This is a genomic window from Loktanella sp. IMCC34160 (assembly GCF_004145845.1).
In the GTDB taxonomy this organism is placed as follows: Bacteria; Pseudomonadota; Alphaproteobacteria; order Rhodobacterales; family Rhodobacteraceae; genus SELP01.
On sequence record NZ_SELP01000003.1, the window covers coordinates 64702 to 77652 of the forward strand.

The 12951-nt window shown below is 62.9% G+C and carries 12 protein-coding genes; 2 read left to right on the forward strand and 10 right to left on the reverse strand.

Annotation, left to right across the window (positions count from 1 at the left end; genetic code table 11):
- Window positions 1-65: 65 nt before the first annotated feature.
- Window positions 66-719 carry a peroxiredoxin gene (locus EU803_RS08515; RefSeq protein WP_129681786.1) on the reverse strand — a complete coding sequence of 218 codons (654 nt, stop codon included), beginning with the start codon at window positions 717-719 and terminating at the stop codon, window positions 66-68.
- Window positions 720-843: 124 nt separating this feature from the next.
- Here EU803_RS08515 and EU803_RS08520 point away from each other — a divergent pair, with 124 nt between their 5' ends.
- Window positions 844-2289: an aldehyde dehydrogenase family protein gene (locus EU803_RS08520; RefSeq protein ID WP_129681788.1), complete on the forward strand. Its 1446-nt coding sequence runs from the start codon at window positions 844-846 to the stop codon at window positions 2287-2289.
- Between the two features lie 39 nt (window positions 2290-2328).
- On the opposite strand, the gene EU803_RS08525 is transcribed toward EU803_RS08520, so the two are convergent.
- The 8 genes from EU803_RS08525 to hspQ all read right to left on the reverse strand — a co-directional run bounded on the left by EU803_RS08525 (window position 2329) and on the right by hspQ (window position 11386).
- A complete protein-coding gene (locus tag EU803_RS08525; protein WP_129681790.1) occupies window positions 2329-2976 on the reverse strand; it encodes a pseudouridine synthase in 648 nt (215 codons plus the stop codon).
- A 72-nt stretch (window positions 2977-3048) separates the two neighbouring features.
- Complete coding sequence (locus tag EU803_RS08530) at window positions 3049-5496, reverse strand: FAD-dependent oxidoreductase (RefSeq protein WP_129681792.1); 2448 nt, start codon at window positions 5494-5496, stop codon at window positions 3049-3051.
- Between the two features lie 46 nt (window positions 5497-5542).
- Window positions 5543-7990: an FAD-dependent oxidoreductase gene (locus tag EU803_RS08535; RefSeq protein ID WP_129681794.1), complete on the reverse strand. Its 2448-nt coding sequence runs from the start codon at window positions 7988-7990 to the stop codon at window positions 5543-5545.
- A 10-nt stretch (window positions 7991-8000) separates the two neighbouring features.
- Window positions 8001-8387: a GFA family protein gene (locus tag EU803_RS08540; RefSeq protein WP_129681796.1), complete on the reverse strand. Its 387-nt coding sequence runs from the start codon at window positions 8385-8387 to the stop codon at window positions 8001-8003.
- Between the two features lie 13 nt (window positions 8388-8400).
- On the reverse strand, window positions 8401-8961 hold the full coding sequence (locus tag EU803_RS08545) for an XRE family transcriptional regulator (protein ID WP_129681798.1): 561 nt from the start codon (window positions 8959-8961) through the stop codon (window positions 8401-8403).
- Window positions 8962-9060: 99 nt separating this feature from the next.
- Window positions 9061-9513, reverse strand: coding sequence for a GAF domain-containing protein (locus EU803_RS08550; protein WP_129681799.1), 453 nt, complete (start codon window positions 9511-9513; stop codon window positions 9061-9063).
- A gap of 3 nt (window positions 9514-9516) precedes the next feature.
- Window positions 9517-10671 (reverse strand): acetyl-CoA C-acyltransferase, encoded by a 1155-nt coding sequence (locus EU803_RS08555; RefSeq protein WP_129681802.1) that lies wholly within the window; start codon window positions 10669-10671, stop codon window positions 9517-9519.
- Window positions 10672-11059: 388 nt separating this feature from the next.
- Complete coding sequence (gene hspQ / locus EU803_RS08560) at window positions 11060-11386, reverse strand: heat shock protein HspQ (RefSeq protein ID WP_129681804.1); 327 nt, start codon at window positions 11384-11386, stop codon at window positions 11060-11062.
- A gap of 223 nt (window positions 11387-11609) precedes the next feature.
- Between hspQ and EU803_RS08565 the strand changes: the two genes are divergently transcribed.
- Window positions 11610-12200: a lytic transglycosylase gene (locus EU803_RS08565; RefSeq protein WP_129681806.1), complete on the forward strand. Its 591-nt coding sequence runs from the start codon at window positions 11610-11612 to the stop codon at window positions 12198-12200.
- Between the two features lie 47 nt (window positions 12201-12247).
- Here the strand turns inward: EU803_RS08565 and EU803_RS08570 are convergent, their stop codons facing one another.
- On the reverse strand, window positions 12248-12859 hold the full coding sequence (locus tag EU803_RS08570) for an outer membrane lipoprotein carrier protein LolA (RefSeq protein WP_129681808.1): 612 nt from the start codon (window positions 12857-12859) through the stop codon (window positions 12248-12250).
- Between the last annotated feature and the right edge of the window lie 92 nt (window positions 12860-12951).

Sequence of the window (12951 nt, forward strand, 5' to 3'; positions counted from 1 at the left end):
CGGCAGCTTCCTCTGGAAATAGAAAGGGCCCCGGTTTCGGGGCCCTTTTTCGTTTCCCGGGTCGCTTAGCCCGGGTTCTTGGCGAACCGCAGGTAAGGCAGGCGCTTGTCCAGCGCGCCATACTTCGCCTCGGCCGCCGCGTCATCCAGCACCAGCGCCACGATCACATCATCGGCGCTGGTCCAGTTGGCGGGGGTCGCCAGCGGTTGGCCCCAGGTCCGCTGCAACCCGTCCAGCGCGCGCAGCACCTCGGCAAAGTTGCGGCCAACCGACATCGGGTAGGTCATGGTCAGTTGCAGCTTCTTGTCGGGCGAGATGATGAAGACCGACCGGACAGTCGCGGTATGGGCCGGGGTGCGGCCATCGGGCAGATAGGCCTCGGCCGGAAGCATGTCGAACGCCTTGGCCACGGCAAGATCGGTGTCAGCGATGATCGGGAACCCGGCTTTTGCGCCAGAGAAGCCTTCGATATCGGCCTTCCACTTCACGTGCTCTTCCGCGCTGTCGACGGAAATGCCCATGACCTTGGTATCGCGCTTGGCCCATTCGTCGGCCAGTTGCGCAACGGCCCCGAATTCGGTGGTGCAAACCGGGGTGAAATCCTTGGGGTGGCTGAACAGGATCGCCCAGCTGTCCCCGATCCAGTTGTGCAGGTCAAAGGTGCCCTGATCGGTTTCGACAGTCAGGTTCGGGACGGGATCGTTGATGCGCAGGGCCATAGGGGCGCTCCTTCGTGATTGTTTCGTTGGGTCCGATATATTCGCGACATTCCCCTGTCGCTAGGCCCCTTGCGGAACTGTCGCACCCCTGACAGTCTCGGCCCGAAATTCAGACAGGTGCACCATGATCGAAAAGCGCGAATTCTATATCAACGGCCAGTGGGTCGCCCCGGCCACCCCCCGCGATCACGACGTGATCGACCCCTCCACCGAAGAGGTCTGCGCGATCATCTCGCTGGGGGATCAGGCCGATACGGACGCCGCCGTTGCCGCCGCCAAGGCCGCCTTTCCGGCATGGGCCGCAACGCCGCCGGCATCCCGTCGGGCCTATGTCGAAAAGATCCTCGAACAATACGAGGCCCGGAAAGAGGAGATGGCGCAGGCGATCAGCCTTGAGATGGGCGCGCCCATCGACATGTCCCGCGACAGTCAGGCGCCCTGCCTGCCCTGGCATCTTGAAAACTTCCTGACCGCCTTCGATCAGATCGAATGGATCCGCCCGCTGGGTCCGCACGCTCCGAACGATCGGATTTCGATGGAGCCCATCGGCGTTGTCGGCCTGATCACCCCGTGGAACTGGCCGATGAACCAGGTGACACTGAAGGTCATTCCGGCACTTCTGGCAGGCTGCCCCTGCGTGCTGAAACCGTCGGAAGAAGCGCCGTTGTCGTCGCTGCTCTTTGCCGAGTTCTGCCATGACGCAGGCCTGCCTGCCGGGGTCTTCAACCTTGTAAATGGCGATGGGGTCGGGGTCGGGTCGCAACTGTCGTCGCACCCGGATGTCGAAATGATCTCGTTCACCGGATCGACCCGCGCAGGCCGCGCCATTTCCAAGGCGGCGGCGGAAACGATGAAACGTGTGACGCTGGAACTGGGCGGCAAGGGCGCGAACCTTGTCTTTGCCGATGCCGATGCCAAGGCGGTCAAGCGGGGCGCTCTGCACTGCTTCAACAACTCGGGCCAGTCCTGCAACGCGCCGACGCGGATGCTGGTGGAACGCTCCTACTATGACGAGGCGGTCGAGATCGCCCGCGAGGTTGCCGAGGCGACCAAGGTCGGCCCGGCCTCTGAATCCGGTCGCCACATCGGGCCGGTCGTGAACAAGCGCCAATGGGACCAGATCCAGGGCTACATCCAGAAGGGCATCGACGAAGGCGCGCGGCTTGTCGCCGGTGGTTTGGGCCTGCCGGAAGGGATGAACAAGGGTTACTACGTCCGGCCCACGGTCTTTGCCGATGTGACCCCCGGCATGACCATCGAGAAAGAGGAAATCTTTGGCCCGGTCCTGTCGATCATCCCCTTCGACACCGAAGAACAGGCCGTGCAGATCGCCAACGACACGATCTACGGCCTGACCAACTATGTCCAAAGCAGCGACGGCGCGCGGCGCAACCGTCTGGCACGTCAGCTACGGTCCGGCATGGTCGAGATGAACGGCCAGAGCCGCGGCGCGGGCTCCCCCTTTGGCGGGGTCAAGGCCAGCGGCCGCGCCCGCGAAGGCGGCGTCTGGGGGATCGAGGAATTCCTGGAGGCCAAGGCGATTTCCGGCTGGGACCCTTCTGCCGAATAACCGGAAAAGAAACGGGGGCCTTCGGGCCCCCGGTTTCGTTCAGAATGGCACCTTGGCCTTGAACCGCACCCCTTGTCCCCCGTCCGGGTGCCGAAGTTGCAGCGTTTCGGAATGCAGCATCATCCGGGGGAAATCCAGGGCGGGGCCGGTGGCATAGAACGGGTCACCAAGAATCGGATGGCCGATTTCCTTCATATGCACCCGCAACTGATGTGATCGCCCGGTCTTGGGAAACAACCGGACCCGGCTTTCGCCATTGCCGACCTTGACCCGCTTCCAGTCGGTATGGGCGGGCTTGCCGTTCTCGTGGTCGACATGCTGTAGCGGACGGTTCGGCCAGTCGACGATCAGGGGCAGGTCAATCGTGCCTTCCTTTTCCGTCATCTCGCCCCAGACCCGCGCGACATAGGTCTTTTTCGCCTGACGCTTTTCAAATTGCAGTCCAAGGTGACGCTGCGCGTGGGGGGTCAGGGCAAAGACCATCACGCCCGAGGTGTCCCGGTCCAGCCGATGCACCAGAAGCGCCTGAGGAAAGGCCCCCTGCACCCGCGACAGCAGGCAATCGGCCAGATGGTCCCCCTTGCCGGGGACCGACAGGAGGCCCGCAGGCTTGTCCACGATCAACAATTCGTGGTCGTCATGCAGAACGACCAGCGGGTCGGTCGGCGGGTTGTAGTCGCTGCTCATTCCGGGCCTCGGTGGGGGTGGGTCAAGACCCACCTTACCACCACAGCCCGGGCCGGGCCGCAACCCGGCATGTCACGCCTTGGTGCGGGCGCCGGTCGGGTCGTACATCGGTTTCAGCGATGCCTCGGCCCGGACACGGGTGCCCATCACGTCAATCTCGTAGGTTGAGGCCAGAACCTCTGCCGCGCTTTCGCCGGCGCAGGGCACATAGCCCATGCCGATTGCACCGCCCAGATGATGACCATAGGCCCCCGACGACAAATAGCCCACGATCTCGCCATCCCGGATCAGCGGTTCGTTGTGATAAAGCAGCGGTTCAGGGTCGGTCAGGCGGAATTGGACAAGGCGCTTTTCCAGCCCCTTTTCCTTTTTCGCCAGAACCGCATCGCGGCCGATGAAGTCGGGTTTGTCGGTCTTCACCGCGAACCCCAGCCCGGCCTCAAGCACGTGATCTTCGCAGGTGATGTCGTGGCCGAAATGGCGGAACGCCTTTTCGATCCGGCAGCAATCCATCACATGCATCCCGCACAGCTTTAGCCCGTGGTCCTGCCCGGCTTGCCAGAGCGTCTCGAACGCGTGGCCTGCCATGTCGGCGCTGACGTAGATCTCCCAGCCAAGTTCACCGACGTAGGACACGCGGTGCACCCGGGCGAGGCCCATGCCCAACTCGATCTCCTGTGCGGTGCCGAACGGGTTTGCTTCGTTCGAGAAATCGTTCGGCGATACGGCCTGCAGAACCGCACGGGCGTTCGGGCCCATGACAGCCAATACGCCTTCGCCCGCGGTCACATCGGTAATGACGACATGTTCGTCCCGCAGGTGCCGCTGCACCCAGGCCTGATCGGCCTGTCGGGTCGCGGCAGGGGTGACGACCAGATAGGCGGTCTCGGACAGGCGGGTCACAGTGACATCCGCCTCGATCCCGGCGGCGGAGTTCAGGAACTGGGTATAAACGATCCGGCCCACCGGAACGGCGACATCCGCCCCGCAGATCCGGTTCAGGAACCGTTCCGCATCGCGCCCTTCGACCCGCAGCTTCCCGAAGGACGACATATCGTACATCCCCACCCCGGTGCGGATCGCCACATGTTCGGCGGCGACGTTGTCAAAGAAGTTCTGCCGCCGCCAGCTGTAGCGATACTCGGCCTCTTGCCCCGGATTGGCGTACCAGTTTGCGCGTTCCCAGCCCGACAATTCACCAAAGACCGCGCCCTTCTCGGCCAGTTGCGCGTGAAACGGGGTCCGCCGGACGCCGCGCGCGGTGGCCTTCTGCCGATAGGGGAAGTGATCGGCATAAAGCAGACCCAGCGTTTCCTTCGACCGTTCAAACAGGTAGTGTTTGTTGCCCTGAAACGGCTGCATCCGGCTGATGTCCACATCGCCCAGATCAAAGGGCTTTTCGCCACTGTCCATCCAGAGGGACAGCGCATGCCCTGCCCCACCCGCCGACTGGATGCCGATGGAATTGAACCCGGCCGCGACCCAGACGTTGTCCATCTCGGGCGCAAGGCCAAGGTGATAGGCGTCGTCGGGCGTGAAACTTTCCGGGCCGTTGAAGAAGGTGTGAATGCCCGCCTCCGCCAGCATCGGCAGTCGGTTGACCGCCGCCTCGAGGATCGGTTCGAAATGGTCGAAATCTTCGGGCAGCTGGTCGAATTCAAAGCTGTCGGGGATGCCGTCCATACCCCAGGGCTTTGCATTGGGTTCAAACGCGCCCAGCATCATCTTGCCCGCGTCTTCCTTGTAATAGGCGCATTCATCCGGCACACGCAGCACCGGCATCTGGGTCAGCCCTTCGATGGGTTCGGACACGATGTAGAAATGTTCGCAGGCGTGCAGCGGCACGTTAATCCCGGCCATCCGTCCCACCTCGTGCCCCCACATGCCGGCACAGTTCACGATCATATCGCAGGCGATATGGCCCTGATCCGACCCATCGTCCGATGCCCAGTCCACCCCGGTCACGCGGCGGCCTTCCTTGCGGATGCCGGTCACCTTGGTCCGTTCGGATACCACCGCGCCCCGCATCCGCGCGCCCTTGGCCAGCGCCAGCGCGATATTGGCCGGATCGGCCTGCCCGTCGGTCGGAAGCCAGACGCCCCCTGTCACCCCGTCAATGTTCAAATGCGGATAGCGGTCCTTGACCTCGGCCGGGGACAGTTCTTCGACCGGGACGCCAAAGGCGCGGGCCATGGCGGCGTTGCGGTAAAGTTCCTCCAGCCGCTCGCCCGTCAGCGCCGCCGACACCGACCCAACCTGCCGGAACCCGGTGGCAACGCCGGTTTCGGCCTCAAGCCCGGTGTAAAGTTCGGCGGAATAGCGGGCCAGCTTGGTCATGTTGGACGAGGCCCGCAACTGACCGATCAGCCCCGCAGCGTGCCATGTGGTGCCGCTGGTCAGTTGCTTGCGTTCCAGCAGAACCACATCGGTCCAACCGAGTTTGGTGAGGTGATAGGCCACCGAGCAACCAACCACGCCACCGCCGATGATGACAACACGCGCATTCGAGGGGAGAGCCATCTGACTTTATCCGTTCTTGATCAGGTTTGAGGGAGGACTGGGGCCGTCAGGCCCGCAGTCTTTCGTTTTCAGGGTCCCATAGGGGGGCGTCGGGCTGCACCACGGCACGTCTGCGTTCGCCGTAGATTTCCACCTCGACCTCGGTACCAGGGACCGCCAGGTCGGTGCGCAGCATCCCCAGCGCGACCGAGGCGCCAATCCGGTAGCCCCAGCCGCCAGAGGTGGTTTCGCCGACGATCTTCCCATCATGCCAAAGCGTGGACATATAGGGCGCGTCGCAATCACCCGCATCGACGATCAGGGTCACGAACCGTTTCTTCGATCCTTGCTGCGCCTCGTTCATCAGGGCGGCCTTGCCCGGGAAGTCCTGTGGCTTGTCCAGCTTCACGAAGCGGTCCAGCCCCCCTTCGAACAGGGTGTAGTCGGTCGACAGGTCGCCCTTCCACGCGCGATAGCCCTTTTCCAGACGCAGGCTGTTGAGCGCCCACATGCCGAAGGGTTTCGCGCCGCCCGCCAGAACCGCGTCGTAGATCGCGGGCATGTCTTCGTTCTCGGCATGGATTTCCCAGCCCAGTTCGCCGGTGAAGGACACCCGGATCAGAAAGGCCTTTTTGCCCGCAACGGTGGCGTGCTGATGCGTCAGCCAGCCCATCGACAGGTCGGCGTCTGTGATCCCCGACAGGATCTCGCGCGATTTCGGGCCAGCGACGATTAGACAATCCCGCTCGGTCGTGGTTTCGCGCACGGTAACGCCCGCCGGAACCGACCGACGGATCAGTTCGCCATCGTGCCATTGGGCGGTTGCGGCGGTGATCAGGACAAAGCTGTTCTCTTCCAGCCGAATGCAGGACAGTTCGGTCAGTATCCGGCCGCGCACATCCGCGACATAGACAAGGTTCATCCGCCCGACCTTGGGCAGGCCGCCGGTCACGAAACCGCGCAGCCATTCATCCGCGCCCTCGCCCTGCACCCAGAACCGGGAAAAGCCGGGCAGGTCCAACACGCCGCAGTGGTCGCGCACCGCCTCGCATTCTTCCTTGATGCGCTGTTCCCACGGGCCAGACCGACCCCATGTGTGGGTCGACGCTTCGCTGGTGTCGTCGCCGGGCTGGGCGAACCAATTGGCCCGTTCCCACCCGTTATAGGCGCCCATCACGCCGCCCAGCGCCTTGACCTTATCGTGGACCGGGGACAGCTTGCGATCCGGCGCGGCGGGCCAGCGGTGCCACGGGAAATGCATGGCGTATTCGTTGCCATAGACCTCCATCCCCTTTTCCACGCAATATTCGTGGTCGGTGTAATCGGTGTAACGGCGCGGATCGCAGGACCACATATCCCATTCGGTGTGACCGTCGACGATCCATTCGGCCAACACCTTGCCCGCGCCGCCGCCCTGCGCGATGCCAAACGTGAAGACGCAGGCCTCGAACGCGTTCTTGACGCCGGGCATCGGCCCGATCAGGGGCAGCCCGTCGGGGGCGTAGGGGATCGGGCCGTTGATGACCCGCGATACACCGGCGGTGCCCAAGGTCGGAACCCGTTCCATCGCGTCGGTGACGATATCCTCGATCCGGTCCAGATCGTCGTTCCAAAGCTGGAAACTAAAATCGTCCGGCATCGGATCGTATTCGTCGATCCAATGGGCGCGGCAGTTGGGTTCATAGGGGCCAAGGTTGAACCCGTGCTTTTCCTGCCGGAGGTAATAGGACACGTCCACGTCGCGCAGCAGCGGCAGCTTCTTGCCCGTCGCCTTGGTGTGGGCCTCGATCTCAGGGATTTCCTCGGACAGCAGATACTGATGGCTCATCACCATCATCGGCACGGTGCGCCCGCCATAGGGCTTGAACCACTCGCCAACCCGCTGGGCGTAGTAGCCCGCGGCGTTGACCACATAGTCACATTCGATGTCGCCCTTGTCCGTATGGACAATCCAGCTGTCGTCGTCCTTTTGGGTGACGCCGGTTGCGGGGCAGAAGCGCAGAATCTTCGCGCCCATGTCCCGCGCGCCCTTGGCCAGCGCCTGCGTCAGCTGCGCCGGGTCGATATCCCCATCGTTCGGGTCATACAGCGCGCCGACCAGATCGTGGGTTTCGATGAAGGGATACCGTTCCTTGACCTCGTCCGGCGTCAGGATCTCAAGGTTCATGCCCTGTTGCAGACCCATGCCTTTGGCCCGTTCGAATTCCTGCATCCGTTCCTTTGAATGCGCCAGACGGATCGACCCGGTCTGGTGGTAGTTCATTGGGTAATCAACCTCGGCCCCCAGCCGCGCATAAAGCTCGGTCGAGTAGCGCTGCATGTTCATCACGGCCCAGGAGGTTGAAAAGGTCGGCACGTTGCCCGCCGCGTGCCAGGTCGACCCGGCGGTCAGTTCGTTCTTTTCCAGCAGGACACAGTCGGTCCAGCCCGCCTTGGCAAGGTGATACAGCGACGAAGTCCCCACGACCCCGCCCCCGATGATGACAACGCGCGCCTTTGTCGGAAAATCTGACATCTCTGTCTCCCTAGTATTTCTCGATCTGGTCGGCGCCATCCGCGCCGATGGAATAGTAGTCGCCCTTGTCTGCGACAAAGATGTGCCGGGTCAGGGTCAGCCCTGTGGGTTCATCGACTGCCCCGGCCGCGATGTTGATCGTGGCCTCGCCCTTCATCTGGTAGAACAGGCTGGACCCGCAGGTGTTGCAGAACCCGCGCTTTGCCCAGTCAGAGCTTTCGAACCATGACAGCCCGCCATCGCGGCTGAATGTCAGGTCGGCGAGCGGGACATGAAATGCCGCCCAGACATGGCCGCTGGTCTTGCGGCATTGGGAACAATGGCAGGCCGTGACCTTTTCCGGCCCATCGGGGAAGGAAAACGCGACAGAGCCGCAAAGGCAGGATCCGGTCTTCATGACACCTCCGGTTTCAATAAACGGGCGGGGCGATCACCCAGATCGCCACAGCCGGTTCGTCATAGGGGTTTTCCCAGCGATGCGGTTCGCCCCGGATCCGGAAACTGTCGCCCGGACCCACGGTAAAGCGGCGCCCATCAATCACCACGTCAAGCCGGCCCGAGATGACATAAGCCACCTCTTGCGTCGGGCGGGTCACGGTCTCGCCAATGCTGGAATGGGCGGCAAAGGTCGAATGGACCATCTCGAAGTCGTCGGTCAGGTCCGGTGACAGAAGTTCTTCGATCAACCCGGCCTCGCCCGACCCGATCGGACGGCGCGCACCCTTGCGCACGATGACCCCGGCCTCCGCTGCCGGGGCATTCGACTGGCCGAACAGGATCGACATGGGCACATCGAAGGCCCGCGCGATCCGCCGCAGATCATCGACCGAGGGTTGGGACATATCCCTTTCGACTTGGCTGACCCAGCCGACCGAGCGGCCCAGCGCATCGGCAAGCGCCTGCAACGTGATCCCACGCGCCTTGCGCAGGGCACGAATATCGGCCCCGAGCGTTCGGCTGTTGGGTGGCACCTGATGTTGCACGGGCGACTCGCGTGAAAAATTCGCTTCGTTTTTCACGCTGCCACGGTTGCGTGAAAAATCAAAGCAAAATTTCACGCACCTGGTGAATCAGCGGCCGAAGACCATCGTCAGGATGGCGGACAGCCCGGCAACGTCCGCATCATCGAAAGCGTCGGGCTGATCACTGTCGATATCAAGGACCGCCAGAAGCCGCCCGTTGCCGTCCCGCACCGGCAGGACGATCTCGGACCGGGTCGAGGACGCGCAGGCGATGTGACCGGGAAAGGCATCCACATCCGGGACCAGCTGCACCTCTCCGGTGCGGGCGCAGGCACCACAGACCCCGCGCGAAAACGGGATCGTCAGGCAACCGTGCCCGCCTTGATAGGGCCCGATCTTCAGAAGTTCGGGCCCGACCACGCGGTAGAACCCGGTCCAGTCGAACCGGTCGTCGGCGTGATGCAATTCGCAGGCCAATGTCGCCATCAGCGCGACCTCATCCGTCTCGCCCTCCACCAGCGCGGCAATCGCCTTGGACATCTCCGCATAGTCGATGCGCATGGGTCAGACCCGTTCGATGGCGATGGCCGTGCCTTCGCCACCGCCGATACAGATCGCGGCGACGCCCCGCTTCAGCCCCCGCGCCTCGAGCGCGTGAAGCAGGGTAACGATGATCCGGGCGCCCGACGCGCCAATCGGGTGGCCCAGCGCACAGGCCCCGCCGTTGACGTTCACCACGTCGCGCGGCAACCCCATTTCCCGCATGAAGGCCATGGGAACGACGGCGAAGGCCTCGTTCACTTCCCACAGGTCCACGTCGGACACGGACCAGCCGATCCGGTCCAGCAGTTTTCGTGCGGCTGGAACCGGCGCCGTGGTGAACCAGCCCGGTGCCTGCGCATAGCTGGCGTGACCAAGAATACGGGCGCGGGCATGGCCCGCATCGGACGACAGGACCAACGCCGCCGCCCCATCGGAAATAGAGCTGGAGTTGGCGGCCGTGACGGTCCCCCCTTCGCGAAAGGCCGGCCGCAGCGTCGGGATCTTTTCCGGCCGCGCCTTGCCCGGCTGTTCATCGACCGAAATGACCTGCTCGCCGGTGCGGGAATGAACAGTGACCGGGGCGATTTCGGCCTTGAAGGCGCCGGTACGTTCAGCATCCAGCGCGTTGGACAGCGACCCGATGGCATATTGGTCCTGATCCTCGCGGGTGAACTGGAAATGTTCGGCGCAATCCTCGGCGAATGTGCCCATCAGCCGGCCCTTGTCATAGGCATCTTCCAGCCCGTCCAGGAACATGTGGTCGATCACCTGACCGTGGCCCAGACGGGCCCCTCCGCGCATCTTGGGCAACAGGTAGGGCGCGTTCGACATGCTTTCCATGCCGCCTGCGACGATGGTTTCGGCCCCGCCCAGCGCGATCTGGTCACAGCCCATCATCACGGCCTTCATCCCCGATCCGCACATCTTGTTCAGGGTGGTTGCCGGAACGCTTTCGCCCAACCCCGCCTTGAACCCGGCCTGCCGGGCGGGCGCCTGCCCCTGCCCCGCGGGCAGCACACAGCCCATGATCAACTCGTCCACCTGCGGGTTGCCGCTGCGGGTCAGGGCGGCGCGAATGGCTGTTCCACCCAGATCGGCCGCAGACACCGGCCCAAGTTCCCCCTGAAGCCCACCCATCGGGGTACGCGCACTGCCGCAAATATAGACTGGTCGCATGGTTGATCCTCCGTTTGGGCGCAGATTGGCCCGTTCTTCGGGAATGTGCAATCGCCCCGAAAACGCCCAGATTGCTCCACGGGTGCGCCCCGAATCCCGGCCATCTTCCGCCTGTAGCTGCAAAAAGCTTCCCTCGGCGCCGCGTAGTCTAAGCCCCCACCCAGTTGCGTGGCGTCGAGGTACCTTGCTTGCGCTCACAACCGTTGGTCAGCTGCCCGTTCCTAGGGAACGCGGCGCGCGGTCTGCACGTGCCTCCCCCACGGCCATGATCATGCCTTGGCGCACGAGAAGGCACAGCGAAATAGCAGCTTGTATGGCGATGGGGACGATGAATTTGCCGCGCAGGACAACGCTTCCCGGCGGTCGGGCCAGATCGCGCCTGACGCGGCTAGTTCAGTTGGAAATGCAGCGGATATTGCCCGTCTTCAAACGGGCCAAACAGATCGTCAAGGTCCGGATGGCTTACCGGTTCGCCCGAATAGTCGGCGATCAGGTTCTGCTCGGACACATAGGCGACGTAGTAGCTCTGCTCGTTCTCAGCCAGCAAGTGATAGAACGGCTGATCCTTGGCCGGGCGGCTTTCCTCGGGGATCGCCTCGTACCATTCATCCGTGTTGGAAAAGATCGCATCAACATCGAACACGACACCCCGAAACGGGTGCTTTCGGTGGCGAACCACCTGCCCAAGATGATATTTTGCGCGCGTTTTCAGCATCAAAATATGGCCCCCAAAGCCAATCTAACTGTTCCGCACCCGGTTTGTCCACGAACCCAGCCCCGATTCTCGGGAAACAGTCTGTGGAACACAAGCCTACAGTCTGTCCACAGCCCCCGGCCCTGACCTTCGGCAAATCAACGCTCATGTTCTTCTGAAAACCCCGTTTCCAGTTTGCCTATGATCCGCTAGAATTGGACAAAACAAAGAAAGCGAGAGGCAGATGAGTAGATTCTTCCTCGCACTGATGGTAGTTGCAGCCCTTGGAAGCTGCGGCGAACGGCAAGGCTCCGCCCCGCGGGATCTTGACAACGCCTGCGCGATCCTGCGCGAACGGCCGGAATATGTGCGCGAACTCAGACAGGCGGAACGCAACTGGGGCGTCAAACCCCATGTCCTGATGGCGATGATCTATCAGGAAAGCAAATTCATCGCCAACAACCGAACCCCGCACCAATACGCGCTTGGCGTCATCCCGGTCGGTCGTCAATCCTCGGCCTTTGGCTATGCTCAGGCACTGGACGGCACGTGGGATGAATACCGGCGCAAGCACGGTGGCATGGGCGCGCGGCGGGACGACTTTGGCGACGCGACCGATTTTATGGGCTGGTACATGGAACAGACGGTCGAGGAGACGGGTCTGGGCATGAATGACACCCGCGGCCAGTATCTGGCTTATCACGAAGGGCGGACAGGATACCTGCGCGGCAGCTATCGCGGGAAAAGCTGGCTTGTCAGGATCGCGGACGAGGTTGCGGCGCGCGCCATCGTCTATGAACGGCAGATCGCCAGTTGCCGGGGTGTCCGGATCTGACATGAAAAAAGGGCGCCCCTCGGCGCCCTTTCTTTTCGGGGGTCAGGTCAGTTGGATGACCACCGTTGTTCTTCGGCTATGATGTTGAACAGGGCGTCACGGATGCGCCCGCCAACCTGCATGTCGCCAAGGATCACCGTTGTTTCCCCCCCGGCGTCATCGGTAATGACCCATTGGCGCAACTGGACGGGCGAGCCAGTGAACACCAGTTTGATATTGCCGTACTCGGGGTGGTCCGGGTCCTGTGCCACGACATAGGTCGCGTTGCCTTCGTCCCCATGCGCCACGACCATCCGGGCACGGCCCAGATTGACTTCACGCGCGAGGATGATGGACAGGGGCGTTTCGCTCAGCGGATAGCGATCCGGCCCGGTGTTCGACCGCGGATCAAAGACGGCAAGCGATCCACCGCCCGCGATGACAAGCGCCCGTTCGGGCGGATCGTATTCAAACCGGATGCGTCCGGGCCGCTTGATATAGATCGTGCCGGTGGAAATCGTGCCATCCGCGTTGATCTGGGTGAATTGCCCCTCTGCGGTCTGAAGCGAATTCAGATAGGCCGACAATTCCGACAATGGGATCGACTGGGCGAGTGCCTGCCCCCCCAGTGCGGCGAGCGCGATCGGCGCGGTCAAAAGAAATCTGCGAAACTTGTTCATATCTGGTCCTTCCGGAAACACGCGGCATTGCCTGCCTATCAGATGGGTCCTTCAGATCAGGAACCCAAGCGATAATCGATAACAACCCGGTC

Excerpts from the sequence above, each read along its gene's own strand:
- hspQ (WP_129681804.1), bottom strand. The coding sequence starts at position 11,386 with ATGCTGAAAACGCGCGCAAAATATCATCTTGGGCAGGTGGTTCGCCAC.
- EU803_RS08570 (WP_129681808.1), bottom strand. The coding sequence starts at position 12,859 with ATGAACAAGTTTCGCAGATTTCTTTTGACCGCGCCGATCGCGCTCGCC.
- EU803_RS08525 (WP_129681790.1), bottom strand. The coding sequence starts at position 2,976 with ATGAGCAGCGACTACAACCCGCCGACCGACCCGCTGGTCGTTCTGCAT.
- EU803_RS08530 (WP_129681792.1), bottom strand. The coding sequence starts at position 5,496 with ATGGCTCTCCCCTCGAATGCGCGTGTTGTCATCATCGGCGGTGGCGTG.
- EU803_RS08515 (WP_129681786.1), bottom strand. The coding sequence starts at position 719 with ATGGCCCTGCGCATCAACGATCCCGTCCCGAACCTGACTGTCGAAACC.
- EU803_RS08535 (WP_129681794.1), bottom strand. The coding sequence starts at position 7,990 with ATGTCAGATTTTCCGACAAAGGCGCGCGTTGTCATCATCGGGGGCGGG.
- EU803_RS08520 (WP_129681788.1), top strand. The coding sequence starts at position 844 with ATGATCGAAAAGCGCGAATTCTATATCAACGGCCAGTGGGTCGCCCCG.
- EU803_RS08550 (WP_129681799.1), bottom strand. The coding sequence starts at position 9,513 with ATGCGCATCGACTATGCGGAGATGTCCAAGGCGATTGCCGCGCTGGTG.
- EU803_RS08540 (WP_129681796.1), bottom strand. The coding sequence starts at position 8,387 with ATGAAGACCGGATCCTGCCTTTGCGGCTCTGTCGCGTTTTCCTTCCCC.
- EU803_RS08555 (WP_129681802.1), bottom strand. The coding sequence starts at position 10,671 with ATGCGACCAGTCTATATTTGCGGCAGTGCGCGTACCCCGATGGGTGGG.
- EU803_RS08565 (WP_129681806.1), top strand. The coding sequence starts at position 11,610 with ATGAGTAGATTCTTCCTCGCACTGATGGTAGTTGCAGCCCTTGGAAGC.